The organism is Pantoea ananatis PA13 (assembly GCF_000233595.1).
In the GTDB taxonomy this organism is placed as follows: domain Bacteria; phylum Pseudomonadota; class Gammaproteobacteria; order Enterobacterales; family Enterobacteriaceae; genus Pantoea; species Pantoea ananatis.
This window is the reverse complement of record NC_017554.1, coordinates 3,244,807-3,267,687: the sequence shown is the minus strand read 5'-3', so window position 1 is coordinate 3,267,687 and position 22,881 is coordinate 3,244,807. Positions and strand designations below refer to the sequence as shown.

The following is a 22,881-nucleotide window of genomic DNA, read 5'->3' as shown; positions in this document are numbered from 1 at the left end:
TCAGCACGCTTTTTGAGTGAGGATAACGGGCGCAGAGAGCCATAAAGGTGAGACGCACCACAGAATCTGGCAGTGCGTCATAAGAGAAATGAATCAAAAGAGGTCGATATCGGCAACAGACGGGAAAATCCAGTCAGGACGGAAAGGCATCGCATCAATGTCGGTAAGCGTGGATACGCCAGAAAGCACCAGAATCGTTTCCAGACCGGCCTGAAAACCAGCGAGGATATCGGTACGAAGATTATCGCCCACGATAACCGTTTCCTCTGAATGGGCCTGCATCTTGTTCAGCGCGGCGCGCATGATGTAGGGGCTGGGCTTGCCAACGTAAAATGGCCTGCGACCTGAAATCTTTTCAATACCGGCACACAGTGCGCCACAGGCGGGCACAAAGCCCCGGGCATGCGTATCGGGATTGGTTGCAATGAACCGCGCGCCGTTTGCCACAAAGAAAGCGGCCTTGTGCATCATGTCCCAGTTGAATGAGCGGGTTTCCCCTACGATAACGAAATCCGGGTTGACGTCAGTGATGGTAAAGCCGGCTTTATACAATTCGTGTACCAGCGCACCTTCGCCAATGACATAGGCTTTTTTGCCTTCCTGGCGGCGTAAAAAGTCCGCGGTGGCCATGGCTGAGGTGTAAAACACCGAATCCGGTATGTCGATTCCCGCCGAGGAAAAACGGTTTGCCAAATCACGCGCCGTTTGTGAAGGATAATTGGTCAGCACCACCAATGGCATGTCTTTCGCCAGGATGCGCTGCAAAAATTCTTTCGCGCCGGGCACTGCGGTATTGTCGTGCATCAGCACGCCATCGATATCACAAATTACATTTTTAATCGTCATAAAGGGGTTCCGATACGCGCCGCGCTGAGTAAGGCCGCGCTTAGTCTTCCAAAAGATGTTGCAGCAGAATGCCGTTTAACATCGCCCGTTTTGCCAGGGCAAAGGCCCCAATCGCGGAGCGGTGATCGAGTTGTGAACGCACCACCGGCAGATGTTTACGGAAGGCCGCCAGCGCCTGGGTATTAATGCAACTTTCTATGGCCGGGAGCAACACGCGTTCAGCTTCCGTAATTTCGCCGGCCAACACAATTTTTTGCGGATTAAACAGGTTAATGGCGATAGCAATGGCTTTACCCAGATAGCGACCCACGTATTCGACAACTTCACTTGCCAGCGCATCGCCCTGGTTCGCCGCCTGACAGATGTGCGGCATCTGGCAGGCATCCTGAGTCAATATGCTGGGGTAGCCTTTATTCAACAGCTCTCTGACGCGCTGTTCAATGGCGCCATTCGCCGCGATGGTTTCAAGGCAGCCAAAGTTACCGCAATGGCAGCGTTCCCCGAGCGGATCGACCTGAATATGGCCGATTTCACCCACGTTGCCATTACTGCCCAGGAATATTTGTCCGTTGGCAATAATCCCTGCGCCCGTTCCCCGATGCAGTCGCACTAATATGGAATCAGCACAATCACGGGTTGCGCCAAAATAGTGCTCTGCCAGCGCCAGACTGCGAATGTCATGACCCACAAAGCTGGTCACCTTAAAGCGTTTTTTCAGGTTGGCCACCAGAGGCCACTGGTCCACCGTAATGTGCGGCATATAACGGATAACGCCATTATGCGGATCGACCAGGCCAGGCAGAATCACCGATATGGCTATCAGCTCACGAATTTTCGCTTCGCTCTGCTGAATAAAATGCGCAACGGCATCGAACAGCGCCTGCTCCAGCGTGTCCTGCGTGGTTTGCGGCAGGGGATAATCCTGCTGAGCCAGTGATTTGCCGCTTAAATCGAACAGCGTTAAGGTCGCATCGTTGCGGCCGAGGCGCACGCCGATAGTGTGAAAGTGACGGGTTTCAGTGACGATGGAGATCGCGCGGCGTCCGCCGGTGGACGCCTGCTGGTCCACCTCTTTGATCAGGCCGCGCTCAATAAGCTGGCGGGTAATTTTGGTCACACTGGCGGGCGCGAGTTGGCTCAGATCCGCAATCTGAATGCGCGAAATCGGTCCCTGTTGGTCGATTAACCGGTAGACGGCTGCGCTGTTCAGTTGTTTGACAAGATCGACATTTCCAATTTGTGTCTGGCCGCCAGTAGTCATTCAGTGCTTACTCGCTCAGGACGTTATCTCCATTGACTAACGTCTTAATAATTTTAAAGTCGCGTGTAAATACGGTCAGATTGGCGAGTTTTCCTGCCTGGATAGTGCCTGACTGTTTTTCTACGCCCATTGCCCGTGCCGGATAAAGTGATGCCATGCGCAGCGCTTCATCCAGTGGAATGCCTGCATGTTCAACGCTGTTTTGCACGGCTTCGATCATCGTCAGTGCGGAACCGCTCAGCGTGCCATGTTCATCAACACAGAGTCCATCACGATAATATATTGTTTTACCAGCAAAAATAAACTTATCGATTGTGGCACCTGCGGGCGCAGTGGCATCGGTTACCAGGACCAGCTTGTCACCCTTAATGCGTTTGGCATTACGAACGTTAGCGTAATGAACATGTAAACCATCCGCAATGATGCCGCAGTATACATCAGGCGCATCAAACAGCGCACCGATTAGGCCCGGCTCACGCCCTGCAAAGGCCGGCATGGCATTATAAAGGTGCGTCGCAAAGGTGATGCCGGCGGCAAAACCCGCTTTGGCTTCTTCGAAAGTGGCATTGGAATGACCCGCAGACACCACAATACCGGCGTCGCTGAGTTGGCGAATCACGGCGCTTCCGACGCTTTCTGGCGCCAGTGTGACCTTGCTAATCACATCCGCATTCGCACACAGGAAATCGACCATCTTCGGATCGGGCTGGCGAATAAGGGCAGGGTTATGGGTGCCTTTTTTGGCGACGTTCAGCCACGGACCTTCCAGATGTAATCCCAGCAGAAAGTGGGGATACTTCTGCAAAAAGGCGCGCATTGTTTCGACGGCGCGCACCATGAGTTCGTCACTGCTGGTAATCAGCGTTGGCAGAAAGCTGGTGCAGCCGGATTTAACATTGGCGCGGTGCATGGTTTCCAGCGTTTCCACGCTGATGGCATGGATATCGTCATTAAACTGCACGCCTCCACAGCCGTTAAGCTGCAGGTCAATAAAGCCGGGTGCGATAATCGCGCCCCCAACATCCTGCTGTTCTATTTCTGGCGGCAAGGCTGCCAGAGAGCAAACCCGCTCAATTTTGCCGTCAGCGATGACGACAGCATGATGATCGAAAATGTCATCGCCGCTGTAGATACGGCCGTTCACTAATGCGTACATCTTGTTCTCCCGGCTTGCCTGCCGTTAACGCGTCTAACCGCAGGTGACGAAATGATTGTGTTAAACGCCCTGCATATTTTCCGCTTCCATTTCACGGAAGTATTTCACCGTTTTGACTTTTAGCTCCATGGTGGCAGGCTCATCACAGACCACCACGGATTTAGGATGAAGCTGCAGGCAGCTAATCGTCCACATATGGTTCACGTTCCCTTCAACAGCAGCCTGCAACGCCTGGGCTTTTACGTGCCCGGTGACCAGGATCATGACTTCTTCGGCATCAAGCAGCGTACCAACGCCGACTGTCAGCGCGTATTTGGGTACCTGATCCACATCACCGTTGAAAAAACGCGAGTTCGCTACGCGCGTGTCGTGCGTCAGGGTTTTAATCCGGGTGCGTGAAGACAGAGAGGAGGCGGGTTCATTAAACGCGATATGCCCATCGTTACCAACGCCGCCCATAAACAGGTGAATTTTACCCAGTGTCCGAATTTTATCTTCATAACGGCGACATTCTGCGTCAATATCTGGCGCATTACCATTCAGTAAATTGATATTTTCTGGTTGGATATCAACGTGGTCGAAGAAATTGCGGTACATAAAGCTGTGATAGCTTTCCGGATGCTCTTTCGGCAAGCCAACGTATTCGTCCATGTTAAAGGTCACGACATGTTTAAAGCTGACCTGGCCCGCTTTGTGCATGTCAATCAGGTGTTTATAGGCTTCCAGCGGCGTTCCGCCCGTGGGCAGTCCCAGGATAAAAGGCTTGTCAGCACGGGGATTAAACGCATTGATGCGATTGACGATATGGCGTGCCGCCCATTTGCCGACCTGAGTTGGGGTGGATAAAGGAATCAGTCTCATATTGCACCTCGAATGTGAGTTAACGGTCAGACGTGCAGCTAATACGCGGGTCAGGCCTGAAGTGGCAGGCGCAAAGGGTGTAAGAAAGCGCACATCTTGATATTTCGCATCATAAAATAAGTTTGCCTTTATAGCCAGTGAGAGTGACCTTAAAAATCGATTTATGGTGATAATTGTCACAGATAGTAGCTATTAATTTGTGAAGCGAATTAAATTGTTATTACACTCCTCAGCATTGAGTGTAATGCCGTAAGAGGCTTGCTGCTGACATAACAACATTAAGCGGCAGCATAGCTACAGAGTCAGTTCATAGGGGGAAGGGTCAATGTTAAGTTATTTACAACGAGTGGGACGGGCGCTGATGGTGCCGGTCGCCACTTTGCCTGCTGCAGCAATACTTATGGGGATCGGCTACTGGATCGATCCGGACAGCTGGGGCGCGGGCAATGCCTTTGCCGCCCTGTTGATTAAATCCGGTGGCGCGATCATTGAAAACATGTCGGTGCTGTTCGCGATTGGCGTGGCGTACGGTATGTCAAAAGATAAAGACGGCGCGGCCGCACTCACCGGCTTCGTTGGTTTCCTGGTCGTGACGACGTTGTGTTCGCCTGCCGCCGTGGCGATGATTCAGAAAATACCGGTGGCTGACGTCCCTGCGGCCTTTGGGAAAATCAGCAATCAGTTTGTCGGTATTCTGGTTGGGGTTCTGTCAGCCGAAGTCTACAACCGCTTTAGCCATGTTGAACTGCCCAAAGCGTTCTCGTTCTTCAGCGGCCGTCGTCTGGTCCCGATTCTGGTCTCGTTCCTGATGATTCTGGTCGCGTTCATCCTGATGTATATCTGGCCAGTCATCTTTAATGGTCTGGTGAGCTTTGGTGAGCATATCCAGAAGCTGGGATCGGTAGGGGCCGGCGTCTATGCCTTCTTCAACCGATTGCTTATTCCGGTGGGCTTACATCATGCGCTGAACTCCGTGTTCTGGTTCGACGTCGCGGGCATCAACGATATTCCTAAATTCCTCGGCGGTGCACAGTCGCTGGCGAATGGCACCGCTATTCCGGGCATCACGGGCCGTTATCAGGCGGGCTTCTTCCCTATCATGATGTTCGGTTTACCCGGCGCAGCGCTGGCGATTTACCATTGTGCTCGTCCTGAAAATCGGGCGAAGGTCGGCGGGATCATGTTGGCGGCGGCTTTTGCCGCCTTCTTTACCGGCATTACCGAACCACTGGAATTTTCCTTTATGTTCGTGGCACCGGTACTCTATGTCATCCATGCTGTGTTGACCGGTCTGTCTGTGTTTATTGCTGCCAGCATGCATTGGATTGCCGGCTTTGGTTTCAGCGCGGGGCTGGTGGACATGGTGCTCTCATCCCGCAATCCCCTGGCGACGCACTGGTACATGCTGATTCCGCAAGGGCTGGTGTTCTTCGTTATCTACTATGTTGTGTTCCGTTTCACCATCAAAAAATTCAACCTGATGACGCCGGGCCGTGAACTGGCGGTTGCTGGCGATGAAACCGATGGTTATGACGTGAATGTGGATACTACCGACAACGGTGAGAGCGCGACCGAATCTCTGGCGCGTCGTTACATTGGCGCGGTGGGCGGTTCAGACAACTTAACCGCGATCGATGCCTGCATTACGCGTTTGCGTCTGAATGTGAAGGATGCCGGGCAGGTTAATGAAGGCGTGGCGAAACGCCTGGGTGCCTCAGGTGTGATCCGCCTGAACAAGCAGAGCGTTCAGATAATCGTCGGCACACAGGCTGAAAGTATCGCCATGGCCATGAAAAAAGTGTTGGTGAAAGGCCCGGTTGCAGCCGCTACCGCCAGCGCACCCGCTGCGGCCAGCGACGTGAAACCTCAGGCTGTGTTAAACAGTGAAAAACGCGTTATCGCGACCTTAGTGGCGCCCGTAAGCGGTGAAATTGTGCCGCTGGATGCCGTACCGGATGAGGCTTTTGCCAGTAAAGCGGTCGGCGACGGTGTGGCAATCAAACCCAGCGACAAGCGCGTTGTGGCCCCCATTGCGGGCACCGTGGTGAAAATCTTTAACACTAACCATGCGTTCTGCCTGGAAAGTGAAAATGGGGTGGAGATCGTGGTGCACATGGGGCTGGATACCGTGGCGCTGGGCGGTCAGGGCTTTACCCGTTTAGTGGAAGAGGGCGCTCAGGTTACGGCAGGTCAGCCGGTGCTGGAGATGGATCTTGACTATCTCAACGCTCATGCCCGCTCGATGATAAGTCCGGTGGTGGTCAGCAATATTGAAGACTTCGCAGGATTAACGCTGTTGACGCAGGGCCAGGTGATCGCGGGTGAAACCCCGCTGTATGAAATTAAAGGCTAATTCGCTGTATCGACAACAAAAGGCAGGAAGCGATTCCTGCCTTTTTTATTTTAAACGCCCAACAAACGGTTGTTTCTCTGCAACGCTTTGTGGATCATACCCGGATATTACGTGGTATAAACCACCCTTTCTACGCGTTGAGGATTTTGAGATGAGTGAGGCTGAAGCCCGCCCAACTAACTTTATTCGTCAGATTATTGACGAGGATTTGGCGAGCGGGAAGCACAGCAGTGTGCATACCCGTTTCCCGCCAGAGCCAAATGGTTATCTGCACATCGGTCATGCTAAGTCAATCTGCCTGAATTTTGGTATTGCACAAGACTATCAGGGCGAGTGCAATCTGCGTTTTGACGATACCAATCCGGTTAAAGAGGATATGGAATTTGTTGAGTCCATCAAGCGTGATGTGCAGTGGTTGGGTTTTTCGTGGAGTGGCGACGTTCGTTATTCATCTGACTATTTTGATCAGCTTTACCAGTATGCGGTTGAACTGATCGGAAAGGGACTTGCCTATGTTGATGAACTGACCCCTGAAGAAATTCGTGAATACCGGGGAACGTTAACCGCGCCGGGTAAAAACAGCCCATACCGCGATCGCAGCGTGGAAGAGAACCTTGCCCTGTTTGAAAAAATGCGCAACGGTGAATTTGCAGAAGGTAAAGCCTGTCTGCGTGCAAAAATTGATATGGCTTCCAGCTTTATCGTTATGCGCGACCCGGTGCTGTACCGCATTAAGTTTGCTGAACATCATCAAACCGGCAACAAATGGTGCATCTACCCGATGTACGATTTTACCCACTGCATTTCCGATGCGCTGGAAGGCATTACGCATTCACTCTGTACACTGGAGTTCCAGGATAACCGCCGTCTGTATGACTGGGTGCTGGACAACATCACGATTCCGGTTCATCCACGTCAGTACGAATTTTCGCGCCTGAATCTTGAATATGCGGTGATGTCAAAACGCAAACTCACGCAGCTGGTCAGTGAGAAGCATGTGGAAGGCTGGGACGATCCCCGTATGTTAACCGTGTCCGGCCTGCGTCGCCGTGGTTATACCGCGGCCTCAATCCGTGAGTTTTGCCGGCGTATTGGTATCACCAAGCAGGACAACATTGTTGAAATGGCCTCGCTGGAGTCTTGTATCCGCGACGATCTCAACGAAAATGCGCCACGCGCGATGGCGGTGTTGGATCCGGTTAAGCTGGTGCTGGAAAACCTGCCGGCAGGCCATAACGAAGTGCTTAGCATGCCGAACCATCCTAACAAACCGGAGATGGGGACGCGCGACGTGCCGTTCAGCCGCGAAATCTGGATCGATCGGGCCGATTTCCGTGAAGAAGCTAACAAGCAGTATAAACGCCTGGTGCTGGGTAAAGAGGTGCGCCTGCGTAATGCGTACGTGATCCGAGCCGAGCGCATCGCGAAAGATGAAGAAGGCAATATCACCTGCATCTACTGCACCTGTGATGTGGATACGCTGAGCAAAGATCCTGCTGACGGCCGTAAAGTTAAAGGCGTGATTCACTGGGTGTCCGCTGAACATGCGCTGCCCGCTGAGTTCCGTCTTTACGATCGCCTGTTTAGCGTACCCAATCCTGGCGCGGCAGACGATTTCCTGACCACGATTAATCCCGACTCGCTGGAAGTCAAACAGGGCTTCGTTGAACCCGGCCTGCGTGATGCGGTGGCCAGCGCGCCTTACCAGTTTGAGCGCGAAGGCTACTTCTGTGCCGACAGCGTTTATTCAACCCCTTCACAGTTAGTGTTTAACCGCACGGTAGGTTTACGCGATACCTGGGCGAAAATCGGCGAATAATTTCTGTGTGATGTTGACCGCAGGGTAATCGAAAGGGCGACTTATCGCCCTTTTTTATTGCGGCGATTTTTTTTAGTACCGACGTTTCTCCTGAGCAGAGTCAGAGTATTAATTTTATTTTTGTGGAACCGCTCTCAGTTTAATTTTTTTAATAAATTTCCCAGTGTTAATTCTTTTTTTTCAGGTACGCTAACCCTCTGAAGTATCAGTTTGTGGGTTTAAAAGGAAAAAATGACACTTTTTGCACAGGAAGCCAAACATAGCGTTGTCGTGTTACATCAGCTTATTGAACATATTTTTAATCATGTTCGGGATGGTAGCGACAGTTTTCATCTGCTGCTCTCGCACTTTCATCCCGATTTTAAGATGGTCACGCCGCAGGGAAAACAGCTGAATCTGGATCAGGTTGAAGATCTTTTTCGACGACTGCAGGGGGCAAGGGAAGGGATGCGCATTGCGACCAGTGAGCATGTAATTCTTTCTGAGCATGCGAACGAAGTGACGATTCAGTATCGCGAACTGCAGATGATGAATGGTGAAAATAAAAGCCGTATTTCGCTGGCGATTCTGGACTGCACCACCTCTGTTCCACGCTGGCGCTACCTGCAGGAAACGCTCGTGACCTGAGCGACAGCAATAAAAAAGCCGATGTGAACATCGGCTTTTTTACTTTGTACCCGAAAGCGCTTATTTGTCGTGCAGCGTTTCGTCTTCACGGCAGTCGCCCAGTGCACAGTGGCCGTACAGGTACAGGCTGTGGTTGGTGAGCTTAATACCATGACGGGTCGCGATTTCACGTTGACGCGTCTCAATGGATTCGTCACTAAATTCAATCACTTTACCGCAATCCAGACAGATCAGGTGGTCGTGATGGTGCTGCTGCGTCAGCTCAAACACCGATTTACCGCCTTCAAAGTTGTGGCGGGTCACGATGCCTGCATCGTCGAACTGGTTAAGCACACGGTAGACCGTGGCCAGTCCAATCTCTTCGCCCATGTCGATCAGGCGTTTATACAGATCTTCCGCGCTGACGTGATGGCATGCAGGTTCCTGAAGCACTTCCAGAATTTTGAGTCTGGGCAATGTGACTTTCAGGCCAGCCTTCTTTAATGCGGTATTGTTGTCAGTCATGCGGATATTGTCCTGTTACTTTAGTCACTCTTGTGGCACGTAGCCTGTATGTCGATCGACCGCCATTCTCATTTGCGTCTCATTATAGAACTGATGCGCTGAAATGAAAACCGATGTCCTTGCGATGCGCCAGCGGCGATGTTCGCTGCGCATGGCATGGAAAGCGGACGAGTCGCATTTCGCGTTTTGTCATCTCAGTTCCAGGGAAATAAGCAGATGATCGATGCGGGTATTCTACAGATTAAATGGGGAAAGTTACAAAAATGTAGCTATTATTTTTATAGGAAAAGCCGTTTGCCCAGTGTGAACCTGCGTCCACACTGAGCTCAGCGCGATCAGGCTTCAATGATTTCTTTGAGCTGCAGCTCATCAAAAATTTGCTTAACCCATTTATCAACGCGTTCGTTGGTCAGCTCTGGCTGGCGATCTTCATCAATAGCCAGACCCAGGAAGTGGTTGTCATCAGCCAGGCCTTTTGACGCTTCGAAGTGGTAACCCTCGGTCGGCCAGTGGCCCACGATGATGGCGCCGTTAGGTTCGATGATGTCACGAATGGTTCCCATGGCATCACAGAAGTACTCTGCGTAATCTTCCTGATCGCCACAGCCAAACAGCGCAACCAGCTTGCCGTTAAAGTCGATCTCTTCCAGCGTCGGGAAGAAGTCATCCCAGTCGCACTGGGCTTCACCGTAATACCAGGTGGGGATGCCCAGCAGCAGAATGTCAAAGGCTTCTAAGTCTTCTTTAGTGCTTTTCGCGATGTCGTGAACTTCTGCAACGTCTTTACCCAGTTGTTTCTGGATCATTTTTGCAATGTTTTCGGTGTTACCGGTATCGCTGCCAAAGAAGATGCCTACGATTGCCATGGGTAAAATAACCTCTTAAATCCTGATGATAGAATGAATGCCGGAGCCTGTTCAGCAAATGATAGCAGACCGCGCAAAAGGGCGGAATGTGTAAAGCCGCGACATTTGTTTCTGTGTGCGGTTTACCCGCGTGAGTCCAGTTTGAGTTGTGCCAGCAGCATTTGTTCAATTAATTCGCTGCGGCTGAGATTGCGCTGCTCAGCCAGCATATTCAGCGCTTCAACGGCTTCACTGTTCATTTTGAGTTCGACACGACGAAGTCCGCGCCCTTTGTCACGTTTCAGTTGATTGCGTTTGTTGATACGCAGTTGTTCATCACGCGTAAGCGGACTGGTTTTTGGGCGACCCGGGCGACGCTCGTTAGCGAACAGATCGAGCGTCGTACGGTCAGTGTGTTCTTTTGCCATGACTTAGTACAACTGAGTGGGCGCGAACGAGACGTTTCCGCTGCGCAGATTAAAGTATTGACTCTTCCCGCGGGCAACCGCGCCTACGGCAAAAATTTAGCGCGCCATCATACTCCAGGCTAACCGCGGACGCCAATCTTAAACTTTTACAGCCAGTTAAGATGTTTTAAAGCGCAAAAAAGCGTCGAATACTGCGTAAAACGGCATCAGGTTTTTCAGCATGGACCCAGTGACCAGCACCACCGATCACATGTGCATGCGCGGCCGGGAACTGCCTGAGTAACGCGTCACGATACTGATTATCCAGATAAGGTGAGTCGCCACCGCGAATAAACAGCGCGGGATGTGGCCAGGCAGGCACCTCCTGCCAGCCGGAGATCAGCGCATAGTTGTCCCATAACACCGGGACATTAAAGCGCCATTCGCCCTGACTGAATGATTTCAGGATGAACTGAATGACGCCGTCCTCATCAATGTGGTTGCGCATGATCTCTGCGGCTTCAGTGCGTAAGGTGACGCCAGCGGCCGTGACGGCCCGGATAGCGGCAAAAATCTCGTCATGCCGACGTGTCTGATAGTCAACGGGCGCGATGTCGATCATCACCATCTGTTCGATACGTTCTGGTGCCAGCGCGCTCATTGTCATGGCGATCTTACCGCCCATGGAATGACCAATGACCGCGATCCGCTCAATCCCCTGAGCATCCAGCGTATCCAGCATGTCCTGAGCCATCACCCTGTAGTTCATCTCGTCTGCGCGCGGCGATAGCCCGTGGTTGCGCACATCAACCTGAATAAGCGGTCGATCGTCTTTAAGCCCTCGGGCCAGAATGCCAAGGTTATCAAGACTGCCAAACAGACCATGAATCAGCAGGACAGGTGTGGAATCAGAAGAAGATTGTTCAGTTTGCAGGCGCGCATTCAAAATCATAGCGAAGTTCTTAAGTGTGAGACCTGAGCTTAGGTTATCATGGTTTCACCTTTTCAGGCGCGCTGCTTCCGGCGGCATTAGGACATATTCTGACTTTTGCCCATAAACCGTTTGAATGCTATCAGCCTGTCTGAATTTAACTTTATAATCTTCATGTTAGAACCTGCCTCCTTTTTGAAATGCCGATCAGCAGCTCGGGGTATTCAGAAAATCGCGGGTTCTGTCGTGAGTAAAAAAACCGTACGGAATAAGATGAAAACGATCGAAGTTGACGAAGAGCTCTACCGTTATATTGCCAGCCACACGCAACACATTGGCGAAAGTGCATCCGATATTCTGCGCCGTATGCTGAAGTTTACTGCCGGTCAGCCCGCGGCGGTCAATGACACGCAGCCCCTCTCCGCACCGGCCCCGTCTAAAGCGGCACCGTCGGCAGGTAATGAATCGCGTCCTCAGGATCGTGTTCGCGCGGTGCGTGAGCTTATGCTGTCGGATGAATATGCGGAGCAGAAGCGGGCGGTTAACCGCTTTATGCTAATCTTGTCAACGCTCTATCGTCTGGATACCGCAGCGTTTGCCGAGGCGACAACGTCGCTGCAGGGCCGCACGCGCATCTATTTCGCGGGCGATGAACATACGTTGCTGCAAAGCGGTACCCATACCAAGCCGAAGCACGTTCCCGGCACGCCGTACTGGGTTATTACCAATACCAATACCGGTCGCAAACGCAGCATGGTTGAACACATTATGCTGTCGATGCAGTTCCCGTCGGAACTGGCAGAGAAAGTTTGCGGCACCATTTAAACTGAAGCGTCAGGGAGAAGCGCCAATGGCCAATCACCCCCGTGCCGGGCAGCCTGCCCAGCAGAGCGATTTGATTAACGTTGCACAATTAACTTCACAATATTATGTCCTGCAGCCCGATGTGGCTAACCCAGAACATGCGGTGAAATTTGGCACATCAGGCCATCGCGGTAGCGCAGGACGCCACAGCTTTAACGAAAAGCACATCCTGGCCATAGCTCAGGCGATTGCCGAAGAGCGTAAAAAGAACGGGATTACCGGTCCGTGCTACGTAGGTAAAGATACGCATGCGCTTTCTGAACCTGCGCTGTTGTCCGTGCTGGAAGTGCTGGCCGCAAACGGCGTTGACGTGATTGTTCAACAGGACAATGGCTATACGCCAACGCCGGCGATTTCAAACGCCATCCTTGAGCACAATAAATCGGGCGATCAGCTGGCGGATGGCATCGTTATTACGCCTTCGCACAACCCACCTGAAGACGGCGGGATTAAATACAATCCGCCGAACGGTGGCCCTGCCGATACCAACGTCACCAAAGTGGTTGAAGATCGCGCGAATCAGCTGTTGAAAGAGGGCCTGAAAGGCGTGAAGCGTCTGCCACTGGACCAGGCCTGGGCCAGCGGTCACGTGGTTGAGAAAGATTTGATCCAGCCTTATGTTGAAGGCCTTTCACAGATCATCGATTTCCCGGCGATTCAAAAAGCGGGCCTGAAAATCGGCGTCGATCCGCTTGGCGGTTCCGGCATCGCTTACTGGCAGCGCATTGCTGAGCACTACAAACTCGATCTGACCCTGGTGAATGACGCCGTTGATCAGACGTTCCGCTTTATGCATCTGGATAAAGACGGCGTGGTGCGCATGGACTGCTCGTCCGAATCTGCCATGGCGGGCCTGCTGGCCTATAAGGACAAATTTGACCTGGCGTTTGGCAACGATCCCGATTATGACCGCCACGGTATCGTCACGCCTGCCGGCCTGATGAACCCGAACCACTATCTGGCCGTTGCTATCAACTATCTGTTCCAGCATCGTCCACAATGGGGCAAAGACGTTGCCGTGGGGAAAACCCTGGTGTCCAGTGCCATGATTGACCGCGTCGTTAACGACATCGGCCGCAAGCTAGTGGAAGTGCCGGTGGGCTTTAAGTGGTTCGTGGATGGCCTGTTCGACGGCAGCTTTGGCTTCGGTGGGGAAGAGAGTGCGGGCGCTTCATTCCTGCGCTTTGACGGTACGCCCTGGTCCACCGATAAAGACGGGATCATCATGTGTCTGCTGGCAGCGGAGATTACCGCGGTCACCGGCAAGAACCCGCAGGAGCACTATGATGAGCTGGCCGCGCGTTTTGGTGCACCCAGCTACAATCGCCTGCAGGCGTCAGCCAGTTCCGCACAGAAAGCGGCGCTGTCTAAGCTGTCACCTGAAATGGTGAGTGCTGACACGCTGGCGGGCGATCCGATCACCGCGCGTCTGACCGCTGCGCCGGGCAATGGCGCGTCTATCGGCGGCCTGAAAGTGATGACGGAAAACGGCTGGTTTGCTGCCCGTCCTTCAGGCACCGAAGATGCATACAAAATCTATTGTGAAAGTTTCCTGGGCGCAGAACACCGCGCGCAGATAGAAAAAGAAGCGGTAGAGATTGTCAGCGAAGTGCTGAAAAACGCCTGATTTGCCTGTTAAATGAAAAAAGCGCCTAAGTGGCGCTTTTTTTATGGCATAAACCGGTAGCCGATGCCGGTTTCCGTGAGCAGATGTACCGGCTGGGTAGGATTCGCCTCCAGCTTTTGCCGCAGGTGCCCCATATAGATCCGCAGATAGTGGCTGTGTTCAACGGCGTTTGGTCCCCACACCTGGCTCAACAGCTGCCGCTGGGTCAGCACTTTGCCCGCGTTGTTCAGCAGCGTCGTCAGCAAACGAAACTCTATCGGCGTAAGGTGCACTTCCTCGCCAGCGCGCAGCACTCTGCGGGCCGCAATATCCACGGTAACGTCGGCGAAGCTGACCTTGGGATCGGTATGTTGTCCGGCATGACGGCGCAAGGCGACGCGAACGCGTGCCAGCAGTTCACCAATACCGAAGGGTTTCGTCAGGTAGTCGTCGGCCCCTGCATCCAGCGCGTCAATTTTATCCTGTTCGTCGATTCGGGCCGACAGCACAATCACGGGCAGCGTGCTCCACTGACGCAGCTCGCCAATAAAGGTTTTGCCATCGCCATCGGGCAGGCCGAGATCGAGAATGACCAGATCGGGTTTTCGCGTCGCCGCCTCAATCAACCCACGTTGTAGCGTTTCGGCATCGAAAACCTTCAGGCCTTCGCTTTCCAACGCGATGCGCACGAAGCGGCGAATTTCTTTCTCATCTTCAATGATTAAAACCGTGGTCACGCCAATCCTGCCATTGCCTGAAAAGGGAAAACACACTGTATCAACTTTTCAGCCTTTCGTCCGTGTTGCCATCGAATCGCGCTAAAGATCATCGTCAAAACCATTATTTAACCAAAATGTAACTAATTTTCAGATTGTCATTAACAGTGCAAAAAAGCGTCAAATTTAGTGGTCAGATGAGTAGTAAAATTACACAATCAGGCGTAATATTGGACGCAGATCACATTTAACCGACTTTTCGTCAGGAGGAATCCATGTACCGGACTTATTCTCGTCATAAAATCATTTTGCGCCGTACGCTGGTTATCCTGTTGGGCCTGCTGGCTCTGCCGGTCATGCTGTTTCGCAAGGATCGTGCCCGCTTTTACAGCTATCTGCATCGTATGTGGTGCAAAACCAGCACCAAGCCGGTCTGGCTGGCACAGTCTGAAGCCGCTGCCGGTGTCTTTTGGTAATCAGACTGCATTAAAACGCCTCAGCCCCTGAATTTCTGGCCCGTTCCCTGAATCTTATTACGGGGAACGGGCTTTTTTTGAGCATTATCGTCATCTGCAAAGCCCCGCAGGCTGATTTCCCCACTATTTTGCGCTACACTTAAACCTCTACAAGTTTTCGGAGGTTGTACAAGTATGAGTGAGAAAATTCCGGTTGGAATCAGCGCTTGTCTGCTTGGTGAGAGCGTCAGATTTGATGGCGGCCATAAGCGCCTGGCTTTCGCTACTGATCAACTCACCCCTTTTGTACGTTTTGAACCTGTCTGCCCCGAAATGGCGATTGGCCTTCCTACGCCTCGCCCGGCCTTACGCCTCGTTAAAATGGGCGATGATGACGCTCTGCACCTGTGCTTCAGCAAAGAGGGCGGAGAGGACATCACCGATAAAATGCGCGACTGGTCCGAAAACCGCGTTAAATCCCTTCATCATCTCTGTGGCTACATCCTGTGCGCAAAATCACCCAGCTGCGGCATGGAACGGGTCAGGATTTATGAACCCGCCACCAACAATAACCGCAAAGCAGGCACCGGCATTTTTACCGCCTTTTTGCAGCGTGAAATGCCCTGGCTACCGCTTGAAGAAGATGGTCGCCTTAACGATCCCACCCTGCGCGAAAATTTTATTGGCCGGATTTGTGCCCTGCATGAGTTTAATCAGATGTGGAAACAGGGCCTGACTCGTCACAACCTGATGGCTTTTCACAGCCGCTACAAGCTGCTGCTGTTGGCGCATTCCCAGAAGAAATACCGTGAGCTGGGGCCGTTTGTTGCCTCAATGAACCAGTGGGAATCGTTGGAGGCTTTTGCCTTTGAATACCGCAGCCGCCTGATGGATTTGATGTCACAGCCCGCGTCCCGCACGAATCACACTAACGTTTTGATGCACGTTCAGGGTTATTTCCGTAGTCAGTTAAGCTCTCCTCAGCGCAAAGAGCTGACGTCGCTGATTGACTGCTACCGGCAGGGAACGCAACCGCTGTTAGCACCCATTACAATTCTTAAGCACTATATGGCGGAATATCCGCACCCCTGGCTGACGCAGCAGCGTTACTTCGATCCTTACCCCGAAGCCCTGCGCCTGCGATACGGACAATGATTCAGGAGTACTATGACCACGCATTTAGTCTGGCTGCGAAACGACCTGCGTATTAACGATAATCTGGCGCTGCACGCGGCCTGCACCCAACCCGATGCCAGGGTGATTGCGCTGTTTATCGCAACGCCCGGGCAGTGGCAGCAACATGAGATGGCGGCCCGCCAGGTCGCATTTATTCATCAGAGTCTGGATATGCTGCAGTCCTCCCTCGCGGAGCGGGGCATTCCGCTTCATTTTCATCAGTGTGATGATTTCGCGGCCAGCATCGATTTTCTGGTCGGCTTTTGCCAGAAGCAGCAGGTCGATAAGCTTTTCTACAATTACCAGTACGAAGTCAATGAGCGTGAACGGGATGCCAGCGCAGAAAAACGCCTGCATGAGGCGAACGTAGTCTGCCAGGGCTTTGATGACAGCCTGCTGCTGCCACCGGGCAGTATTCAAACCGGCGATGGCGAGATGTATAAAGTGTTTACGCCGTTCAGCAAGGCCTTTTTACGGCGGCTACAACAGGGGTTACCCGAGTGTGTGCCGGCTCCCAAAGCCCGTGAAGGTGCGCCGCTTAAAGAGCCAAAAAGCCTTCCTCCTTTCGATTATCCAAAAGCGGATATCGACACGTCGCTGTTTCCGCCCGGTGAACAGGCGGCCGTTAAGCGGTTACGTGAGTTTGCCAAACAGGCGGTGCTCGATTACGCAAAGCAGCGCGATTTGCCCGCGCTGGACAGCACCAGTCGTTTATCGGTCTATCTCTCTACCGGCGTGCTCTCGCCACGGCAATGCCTGCATCGAATCCTACATGAACAACCCAAAGCGCTGGAGAGCAGTCCGGCTGCCGTATGGATCAACGAACTGATATGGCGTGAATTTTACCGTCACCTCATCGTGGCGCATCCGCGCTTGTGCAAACATCAGCCTTTTGTTCACTGGACACGCAACGTGGCGTGGCAACGTAACAGTGCGCACTTCGACGCCTGGAAGGCGGGGAAAACTGGTTATCCCATTGTGGATGCCGCCATGCGTCAGATGCAGACCATCGGCTGGATGCACAACCGACTTCGCATGATTACCGCCAGCTTTCTGGTGAAAGACCTGCTTATCGACTGGCGAGAAGGCGAGCGGTACTTCATGCAGCAGTTGATCGATGGCGACCTGGCTGCCAACAATGGCGGCTGGCAATGGGCGGCGTCAACCGGCACCGATGCCGCGCCTTATTTCCGCATCTTCAACCCGACCACGCAGGGCGAGCGCTTCGATAAAGAGGGGGAGTTTATTCGCCGCTATCTGCCAGAGTTGAAAGAGGTGCCTGACAGCGATATCCATCAGCCTCACCAATGGGCTCAGAAAAATAACAAGAAACTCGATTATCCGGCGCCAATCGTGGAACATAAGGACGCACGTAAAAAGACACTCGACGCCTTTGAGCGCGCGAAGAACGCGGCCTGAGGCGGCAAGGAGCAGAAATGAATCACTACGAGTTAGAAAAAATCGTCAACCAGCAGCTCAATACCGCTGCCTTCAGCGACTATGCGCCAAACGGCCTTCAGGTTGAAGGCCGCGCCAGGGTAAAAACGGTGATTACGGGCGTGACCGCCTGCCAGGCATTACTGGATGAAGCGGTGGCCCGCCAGGCCGATGCCGTGCTGGTCCATCACGGTTATTTCTGGAAAAGCGAGCCTGCGGTCATTAAAGGGATGAAGCGCCAGCGGCTGCGCACCCTGTTGGCTAACGATATTAACCTCTATGGCTGGCACCTGCCGCTCGATGCGCACCCGCAGTTAGGGAATAATGCGCAACTGGCCAGGCTGTTGGGGATCGATGTGGTAGGCGAGATCATGCCGCTGGTGCCGTGGGGCGAGTTCGCTCAGCCCATTACCGGTGAGCAGCTGGCACAGCGTATCACCGAGGTATTAGGGCGCCAACCGCTGCACTGCGGTGATAATGCACCTGCTGCAATTCGTCGTGTAGCCTGGTGCAGCGGCGGTGGGCAAGGATTTATCGACGCTGCGGCTGGCTTTGGGGTAGACGCTTTTATTACTGGCGAAGTGTCAGAGCAGACGATTCACAGCGCACGTGAGCAGGGTCTGCACTTTTTTGCTGCGGGTCATCATGCCACCGAACGCTGCGGCATTCAGGCGCTGGGCGAGTGGCTGGCAGCAGAGCATGGCCTTGATGTGACCTTTATTGATATTCCCAATCCTGCCTGATCCTCCGGGTTCTGTATCACGCGGCAGAACCCAAATCTATTGACACATCTCTGTCACTTTCGCATAACTACCTTCTTAAGGCCGCAATACCAGTGCCTGCTTTTGGACGCCAGCATACTGCCTGAGCGCAACCATTTTTTTAACCGGGAGGTGCGCGTTGCAAGAAACACGATGTTACATGCTGGGCGAACGCGCGGTGGTGCTGGAGCTGGCTCCGCCGGTTTCCCTCACCAGTCAGCAGCGAATATGGCAGTTGAGCGAGCGCTTACAGTCACATGGCGCGATACGGGACGTGATTCCCGGCATGAACAACCTCACGTTGTTGCTGGAGGAGGCGCCCTCTGACGCGCAGCAGGCCACAGCGCAGCTTCAGCAGTGGTGGCTGGAAAGCGAAGCGCAGGCCACCGGGTCTCGTCTGGTAAAAGTGCCGGTTATCTACGGCGGTGAAGCAGGCCCCGATCTGCTTCAGGTGGCGGATCATGCTGGACTGTCAGCAAAGCAGGTGGTCGAGTTACACAGCAGTAGCGAGTACGACGTCTTTTTTATTGGTTTTCAGCCGGGATTCCCCTATCTGGCCGGGCTTGATCCCCGCCTGCACATGCCGCGCCGCGCGGAACCGCGCGTAGCCGTACCGGCAGGTTCGGTGGGAATAGGCGGGAGCCAGACGGGCGTGTATCCGCTGGCTTCTCCGGGCGGCTGGCAGTTGATTGGTCAAACCCCGGTGGCGCTTTTCACTCCGCAACAGCAGCCACCGACGTTGCTGCAACCCGGCGACAAAGTCCGGTTTGTGCCGCAAAAGGAAGGTATATGTTAACAATTCTTCGGGCGGGGCTGGCCACCAGCATTCAGGATCTGGGCCGCAACCGCTGGCGTCAGTACGGTATCGGCGTCAGTGGCGTTCTGGATCAGCCTGCCATGATCACGGCAAATTTACTGGTCGGTAATCCGCCGGGCAGCGCCGTTCTGGAAATTGTCCTGGGCCAGTTTAAAGCCGAGTTCAGACGCGATGGCTGGTTCGCCCTGACGGGCGCCGGCTGTCAGGCCGAACTGGACGGGAAACCCGTCTGGACCGGCTGGCGGTTGCCGGTTAAAAAAGGCCAGGTGCTGGTGTTAAAGAAACCGGTTCACGGTATGCGCAGTTATCTGGCGATACAGGGAGGATTCGATGTCCCAGAGGTACTGGGCTCATGCAGCACAGATATCAAAGCCGGGTTTGGCGGCTTCCAGGGGCGCACGTTGCAGGATGGCGATCGTATTCCTCTGGGCAAACCGGGGCAGCCCTTTACGCATAAGAAAGGGGTAAAGCAGTTGCTGTGGGGCAATCGCATTCGGGCACTGCCGGGGCCGGAATATCATGAGTTTAGTGAAGAGGCACAGCAAAAGCTGTGGCGAGCGGCATGGACACTCAATCCGCAAAGCAACCGCATGGGCTACCGTTTGCAGGGGCCAACCTTGCAGCGTGAGGCCTCACGCGAGCTGTTATCTCACGGACTGGTACCCGGCGTTATTCAGGTGCCGGGAAACGGACAACCCATTGTATTGCTGGCGGATGCACAAACCACCGGGGGCTATCCGCGCATCGCCTGTGTGATAGAGAGCGATCTCTACCATCTGGCGCAGATCCGTCTGGGGGAACCGATCCATTTTATTCTCTGCACGACTCAGGAAGCGCAGGCGGCAAAGCGGCAGCAACAGCTCGCCCTGGATCAAATGGCATGGGGACTGGCTAATGAAAATTGATTTAAACGCCGATTTGGGCGAGGGCGGCAGTAGCGATCGTGCGCTATTGCAACTGGTAAGCTCCGCCAATATCGCCTGCGGGTTTCACGCGGGCGATGCAGAAATGATGCTGCAGTCCGTTCGCTGGGCCAAAGCGTTTGGTGTGGCGATTGGTGCGCATCCCAGCTTCCCTGACCGTGAAAACTTTGGCCGCAGCGCCATGCAACTGCCGCCAGAAACCCTTTACGCACAAATCATCTATCAGGTCGGCGCATTGAAAAGCCTGGCGGAGAGCGAAGGGCAATCGTTGGTCCATGTAAAGCCGCATGGGATGTTGTATAACCAGGCTGCCGCCGACGCGGGCCTGGCGGACACCATTGCGCGTGCCGTTAAGGCCGTCGATGCCGGACTGATCGTCGTGGGGCTGGCGAACAGCGAATCGATTCGTGCGGCGGCGCACCATGGCCTGAAAACCCGCGAGGAAGTTTTTGCCGATCGCGGTTATCTCAGCAGCGGTGCTCTGGTGCCCCGCGGTCAACCCGGCGCATTAATTGAAGAGGAAGCTCAGGCAATCGATCAGACGTTGATGATGGTGCAGCAGGGGCGGGTAAAAAGCGTAAGTGGTGAGTGGGTAGCGGTTAACGCGCAGACCGTCTGCGTGCATGGTGACGGCGCACACGCGCTGCAGTTCGCTCAACGATTACGTGCCAGCTTCGCGAATAACAATATTGCTGTAACCAGTCAATAAAACAGCACCGCCGGGCTGATAAGCTCAGGCTTTTTTTGGTCTATCACAAGGGGAAAATATGGACAGCGTAGTGAATCTCTGGCCACTACTGGGCATTGCTGCCATCGTCGCAGGCTTCGTTTTACGCTTTAATCCGGTGCTGGTGGTGATTGTCGCGGGCTTCGTCACCGGGATTGCCGCCATGATGCCGCTGGGCGATATTCTGCAAAAACTGGGCGAGGGCTTCCTGAATACCCGCAATCTGCCGCTTATTTTGCTGTTGCCGCTGGCGGTCATTGGCCTGCTGGAGCGCCATGGTCTGAAACAGCGCGCCCAGACGTGGATCGCACAGATTAAAACGGCGACGGCAGGGCGACTGCTCATCATCTACCTGTTTGTACGCGAGATCACTGCGGCGCTGGGGCTGACCAGCCTGGGTGGTCACCCGCAAATGGTGCGACCGCTGCTGGCACCGATGGCCGAAGGGGCCAGCGAAAGCCGTTACGGTGAACTGTCGCCTGAGATTCGCCATCGCCTGCGAGCCATGTCCGCTGCGACGGATAACGTCGGCCTGTTCTTTGGCGAAGATATCTTTGTCGCCTTTGGCGCCATCATCTTTATGCACAACTTTATGCAGGAGTCCGCCGGTATTCAGACCGAGCCGCTACATATCGCGCTGTGGGGCATTCCGACGGCCATTGCGGCTTTTCTGATTCACTCCGCGCGCCTGATAAGGCTGGACCGTCAGCTCGCGCGTGAACTGAGTGCCATCAACAGCCAGGCCATCAACGCCAGAGGAGATCGCTAATGTTCCAGCAACAATATTTGATGTGGCTGGCTGGCGTGATTCTGCTGGTCGTGGCTTTTTTATCCTGGCGTGACAGCGGGAACCCACGTCGCTTTACCACCGGCCTGTTTTGGGGCTTATACGGTCTGATTTTTTTGGTGGGGGACTGGACAACGCAGCTGATGTCACAGCTGATGGGATCAACACAGAGCGGCACGCGCACCCTGCATATTACCGTGGGCGTGGCAGTTGTGCTGATGGGCTTAATTGCCGGCTGTGGTGGCGTAAAGCTTGGTCGCTACCATCAACGTAGCGAAGAGGAAAAAGAGGCCAGCGCACAACGCCTTAAAAATAAACTCTTTCTGCCTGCGTTAGCGATTCCTGTCGTAACGGTGATTGGCGTTCTGGCCTTTAATAATATTCCCGGTTTGCAGAGCGGGGTATTTGGACCCGGCAATCATTCCACCCTGGTCACGCTGTTTTCCATGACGGTGGGCTGCCTGCTGGGCTGGCTAATCGCCATGAAACTGACGCATGAGAAGCCGGTTCAGTCGATGCAGGAAACCCGGCGTCTGCTGGATTGTGTGGGCTGGGCTTTCCTGCTACCGCAAATTCTGGCCACGCTGGGGCTGTTGTTCACCGCTGCGGGCGTGGGCGGCGCCATCTCGCATCTGACCGAACATTATCTGGCGGTCGATAACCGCTTTATTGCCGTGACCGTTTACGCTGTTGGCATGGCGCTGTTAACTATGGTCATGGGCAACGCCTTTGCCGCTTTCCCGATTATTACCGCCGGTGTGGGCATTCCCATTCTGGTGCTACAACATGGTGGTAATCCGGCTGTCATGGCGGCAATCGGCATGTTTTCCGGCTACTGCGGAACCTTAATGACACCAATGGCCGCGAACTTTAATATCGTGCCCGCCGCGCTGCTGGAGTTGCCGGATCGTAACGCGGTCATCAAAGCTCAGGTCCCAACCGGTGTGCTACTGTTAATTGTTAACGTGTTTTTACTCTATTTCCTGATGTTTCTGTGAGGCA

23 protein-coding genes are annotated in these 22,881 nt (G+C 53.7%); 14 read left to right on the top strand and 9 right to left on the bottom strand.

What is annotated here, in order from left to right; all coding sequences use genetic code 11:
- Nucleotides 1-93: 93 nt before the first annotated feature.
- Genes PAGR_RS15380 through nagB form a run of 4 tightly spaced genes read right to left on the bottom strand, consistent with a single transcriptional unit; the run spans nt 94 to nt 4,124 of the window.
- Nucleotides 94-846, bottom strand: coding sequence for an HAD-IIA family hydrolase (locus tag PAGR_RS15380; protein ID WP_013025033.1), 753 nt, complete (start codon nt 844-846; stop codon nt 94-96).
- 40 nt (nt 847-886) lie between these two features.
- Nucleotides 887-2,107, bottom strand: a complete 1,221-nt coding sequence (gene nagC, locus PAGR_RS15375) for a DNA-binding transcriptional regulator NagC (RefSeq protein WP_013025034.1) — start codon at nt 2,105-2,107, stop codon at nt 887-889.
- Nucleotides 2,108-2,114: 7 nt separating this feature from the next.
- Complete coding sequence (nagA, locus tag PAGR_RS15370) at nt 2,115-3,263, bottom strand: N-acetylglucosamine-6-phosphate deacetylase (RefSeq protein ID WP_013025035.1); 1,149 nt, start codon at nt 3,261-3,263, stop codon at nt 2,115-2,117.
- Between the two features lie 60 nt (nt 3,264-3,323).
- Complete coding sequence (nagB, locus tag PAGR_RS15365) at nt 3,324-4,124, bottom strand: glucosamine-6-phosphate deaminase (protein WP_014593179.1); 801 nt, start codon at nt 4,122-4,124, stop codon at nt 3,324-3,326.
- A gap of 325 nt (nt 4,125-4,449) precedes the next feature.
- On the opposite strand from nagB, the gene nagE reads away from it, so the two are divergent.
- From nagE to PAGR_RS15350, 3 genes are all read left to right on the top strand, one after another.
- The gene (gene nagE / locus PAGR_RS15360; protein ID WP_014606306.1) at nt 4,450-6,477 is read left to right on the top strand and encodes an N-acetylglucosamine-specific PTS transporter subunit IIBC; all 2,028 of its coding nucleotides are present in this window, start codon (nt 4,450-4,452) and stop codon (nt 6,475-6,477) included.
- A 151-nt stretch (nt 6,478-6,628) separates the two neighbouring features.
- Nucleotides 6,629-8,296: a glutamine--tRNA ligase gene (gene glnS, locus PAGR_RS15355; RefSeq protein WP_014606305.1), complete on the top strand. Its 1,668-nt coding sequence runs from the start codon at nt 6,629-6,631 to the stop codon at nt 8,294-8,296.
- Between the two features lie 231 nt (nt 8,297-8,527).
- Nucleotides 8,528-8,923 (top strand): hypothetical protein, encoded by a 396-nt coding sequence (locus PAGR_RS15350; protein ID WP_014606304.1) that lies wholly within the window; start codon nt 8,528-8,530, stop codon nt 8,921-8,923.
- A 60-nt stretch (nt 8,924-8,983) separates the two neighbouring features.
- Here the strand turns inward: PAGR_RS15350 and fur are convergent, their stop codons facing one another.
- The 4 genes from fur to ybfF all read right to left on the bottom strand — a co-directional run bounded on the left by fur (nt 8,984) and on the right by ybfF (nt 11,631).
- Nucleotides 8,984-9,427 (bottom strand): ferric iron uptake transcriptional regulator, encoded by a 444-nt coding sequence (fur, locus tag PAGR_RS15345; protein ID WP_013025040.1) that lies wholly within the window; start codon nt 9,425-9,427, stop codon nt 8,984-8,986.
- 335 nt (nt 9,428-9,762) lie between these two features.
- A complete protein-coding gene (fldA, locus tag PAGR_RS15340) occupies nt 9,763-10,293 on the bottom strand; it encodes a flavodoxin FldA (RefSeq protein ID WP_006118431.1) in 531 nt (176 codons plus the stop codon).
- Nucleotides 10,294-10,415: 122 nt separating this feature from the next.
- A complete protein-coding gene (gene ybfE / locus PAGR_RS15335; protein ID WP_013025041.1) occupies nt 10,416-10,700 on the bottom strand; it encodes a LexA regulated protein in 285 nt (94 codons plus the stop codon).
- A 166-nt stretch (nt 10,701-10,866) separates the two neighbouring features.
- The gene (ybfF, locus tag PAGR_RS15330; RefSeq protein ID WP_014606303.1) at nt 10,867-11,631 is read right to left on the bottom strand and encodes an esterase; all 765 of its coding nucleotides are present in this window, start codon (nt 11,629-11,631) and stop codon (nt 10,867-10,869) included.
- A 252-nt stretch (nt 11,632-11,883) separates the two neighbouring features.
- Between ybfF and seqA the strand changes: the two genes are divergently transcribed.
- Together seqA and pgm are read left to right on the top strand one after the other, a co-directional pair.
- A complete protein-coding gene (gene seqA, locus PAGR_RS15325; protein WP_014606302.1) occupies nt 11,884-12,435 on the top strand; it encodes a replication initiation negative regulator SeqA in 552 nt (183 codons plus the stop codon).
- Between the two features lie 25 nt (nt 12,436-12,460).
- Nucleotides 12,461-14,101 (top strand): phosphoglucomutase (alpha-D-glucose-1,6-bisphosphate-dependent), encoded by a 1,641-nt coding sequence (pgm, locus tag PAGR_RS15320; protein WP_013025044.1) that lies wholly within the window; start codon nt 12,461-12,463, stop codon nt 14,099-14,101.
- Between the two features lie 41 nt (nt 14,102-14,142).
- On the opposite strand, the gene kdpE is transcribed toward pgm, so the two are convergent.
- Nucleotides 14,143-14,817 carry a two-component system response regulator KdpE gene (gene kdpE / locus PAGR_RS15315; protein WP_014606301.1) on the bottom strand — a complete coding sequence of 225 codons (675 nt, stop codon included), beginning with the start codon at nt 14,815-14,817 and terminating at the stop codon, nt 14,143-14,145.
- A 254-nt stretch (nt 14,818-15,071) separates the two neighbouring features.
- Here kdpE and PAGR_RS15310 point away from each other — a divergent pair, with 254 nt between their 5' ends.
- The 9 genes from PAGR_RS15310 to PAGR_RS15270 all read left to right on the top strand — a co-directional run bounded on the left by PAGR_RS15310 (nt 15,072) and on the right by PAGR_RS15270 (nt 22,877).
- Nucleotides 15,072-15,272, top strand: coding sequence for a DUF2517 family protein (locus PAGR_RS15310; RefSeq protein WP_013025046.1), 201 nt, complete (start codon nt 15,072-15,074; stop codon nt 15,270-15,272).
- Between the two features lie 174 nt (nt 15,273-15,446).
- Nucleotides 15,447-16,406 carry a YbgA family protein gene (locus PAGR_RS15305; protein WP_013025047.1) on the top strand — a complete coding sequence of 320 codons (960 nt, stop codon included), beginning with the start codon at nt 15,447-15,449 and terminating at the stop codon, nt 16,404-16,406.
- A gap of 12 nt (nt 16,407-16,418) precedes the next feature.
- Entirely contained in the window at nt 16,419-17,846 is a 1,428-nt protein-coding gene (gene phrB, locus PAGR_RS15300; RefSeq protein ID WP_014606300.1) for a deoxyribodipyrimidine photo-lyase, read from the top strand.
- 17 nt (nt 17,847-17,863) lie between these two features.
- The gene (locus tag PAGR_RS15295) at nt 17,864-18,607 is read left to right on the top strand and encodes a type 2 GTP cyclohydrolase I (protein ID WP_014606299.1); all 744 of its coding nucleotides are present in this window, start codon (nt 17,864-17,866) and stop codon (nt 18,605-18,607) included.
- Nucleotides 18,608-18,764: 157 nt separating this feature from the next.
- Entirely contained in the window at nt 18,765-19,421 is a 657-nt protein-coding gene (gene pxpB, locus PAGR_RS15290; RefSeq protein ID WP_013025050.1) for a 5-oxoprolinase subunit PxpB, read from the top strand.
- Complete coding sequence (gene pxpC / locus PAGR_RS15285; protein ID WP_014606298.1) at nt 19,415-20,347, top strand: 5-oxoprolinase subunit PxpC; 933 nt, start codon at nt 19,415-19,417, stop codon at nt 20,345-20,347. The genes pxpB and pxpC overlap by 7 nt, the downstream gene beginning before the upstream one ends.
- Nucleotides 20,337-21,074, top strand: a complete 738-nt coding sequence (gene pxpA / locus PAGR_RS15280; protein ID WP_014606297.1) for a 5-oxoprolinase subunit PxpA — start codon at nt 20,337-20,339, stop codon at nt 21,072-21,074. Before pxpC ends, pxpA begins: the two co-directional genes overlap by 11 nt.
- Before the next feature lie 58 nt (nt 21,075-21,132).
- Nucleotides 21,133-21,861: a DUF969 domain-containing protein gene (locus tag PAGR_RS15275; protein ID WP_013025053.1), complete on the top strand. Its 729-nt coding sequence runs from the start codon at nt 21,133-21,135 to the stop codon at nt 21,859-21,861.
- Complete coding sequence (locus tag PAGR_RS15270; protein WP_014606296.1) at nt 21,861-22,877, top strand: DUF979 domain-containing protein; 1,017 nt, start codon at nt 21,861-21,863, stop codon at nt 22,875-22,877. Before PAGR_RS15275 ends, PAGR_RS15270 begins: the two co-directional genes overlap by 1 nt.
- Nucleotides 22,878-22,881 lie beyond the last annotated feature (4 nt).

Coding starts and splice junctions, on each gene's coding strand:
- nagB (WP_014593179.1), bottom strand. CDS start 4,124: ATGAGACTGATTCCTTTATCCACCCCAACTCAGGTCGGCAAATGGGCG.
- PAGR_RS15275 (WP_013025053.1), top strand. CDS start 21,133: ATGGACAGCGTAGTGAATCTCTGGCCACTACTGGGCATTGCTGCCATC.
- glnS (WP_014606305.1), top strand. CDS start 6,629: ATGAGTGAGGCTGAAGCCCGCCCAACTAACTTTATTCGTCAGATTATT.
- PAGR_RS15310 (WP_013025046.1), top strand. CDS start 15,072: ATGTACCGGACTTATTCTCGTCATAAAATCATTTTGCGCCGTACGCTG.
- fldA (WP_006118431.1), bottom strand. CDS start 10,293: ATGGCAATCGTAGGCATCTTCTTTGGCAGCGATACCGGTAACACCGAA.
- fur (WP_013025040.1), bottom strand. CDS start 9,427: ATGACTGACAACAATACCGCATTAAAGAAGGCTGGCCTGAAAGTCACA.
- seqA (WP_014606302.1), top strand. CDS start 11,884: ATGAAAACGATCGAAGTTGACGAAGAGCTCTACCGTTATATTGCCAGC.
- ybfF (WP_014606303.1), bottom strand. CDS start 11,631: ATGATTTTGAATGCGCGCCTGCAAACTGAACAATCTTCTTCTGATTCC.
- nagE (WP_014606306.1), top strand. CDS start 4,450: ATGTTAAGTTATTTACAACGAGTGGGACGGGCGCTGATGGTGCCGGTC.
- phrB (WP_014606300.1), top strand. CDS start 16,419: ATGACCACGCATTTAGTCTGGCTGCGAAACGACCTGCGTATTAACGAT.
- ybfE (WP_013025041.1), bottom strand. CDS start 10,700: ATGGCAAAAGAACACACTGACCGTACGACGCTCGATCTGTTCGCTAAC.
- PAGR_RS15295 (WP_014606299.1), top strand. CDS start 17,864: ATGAATCACTACGAGTTAGAAAAAATCGTCAACCAGCAGCTCAATACC.
- PAGR_RS15350 (WP_014606304.1), top strand. CDS start 8,528: ATGACACTTTTTGCACAGGAAGCCAAACATAGCGTTGTCGTGTTACAT.
- pxpC (WP_014606298.1), top strand. CDS start 19,415: ATGTTAACAATTCTTCGGGCGGGGCTGGCCACCAGCATTCAGGATCTG.
- pgm (WP_013025044.1), top strand. CDS start 12,461: ATGGCCAATCACCCCCGTGCCGGGCAGCCTGCCCAGCAGAGCGATTTG.
- PAGR_RS15380 (WP_013025033.1), bottom strand. CDS start 846: ATGACGATTAAAAATGTAATTTGTGATATCGATGGCGTGCTGATGCAC.
- PAGR_RS15270 (WP_014606296.1), top strand. CDS start 21,861: ATGTTCCAGCAACAATATTTGATGTGGCTGGCTGGCGTGATTCTGCTG.
- nagC (WP_013025034.1), bottom strand. CDS start 2,107: ATGACTACTGGCGGCCAGACACAAATTGGAAATGTCGATCTTGTCAAA.
- nagA (WP_013025035.1), bottom strand. CDS start 3,263: ATGTACGCATTAGTGAACGGCCGTATCTACAGCGGCGATGACATTTTC.
- PAGR_RS15305 (WP_013025047.1), top strand. CDS start 15,447: ATGAGTGAGAAAATTCCGGTTGGAATCAGCGCTTGTCTGCTTGGTGAG.
- pxpA (WP_014606297.1), top strand. CDS start 20,337: ATGAAAATTGATTTAAACGCCGATTTGGGCGAGGGCGGCAGTAGCGAT.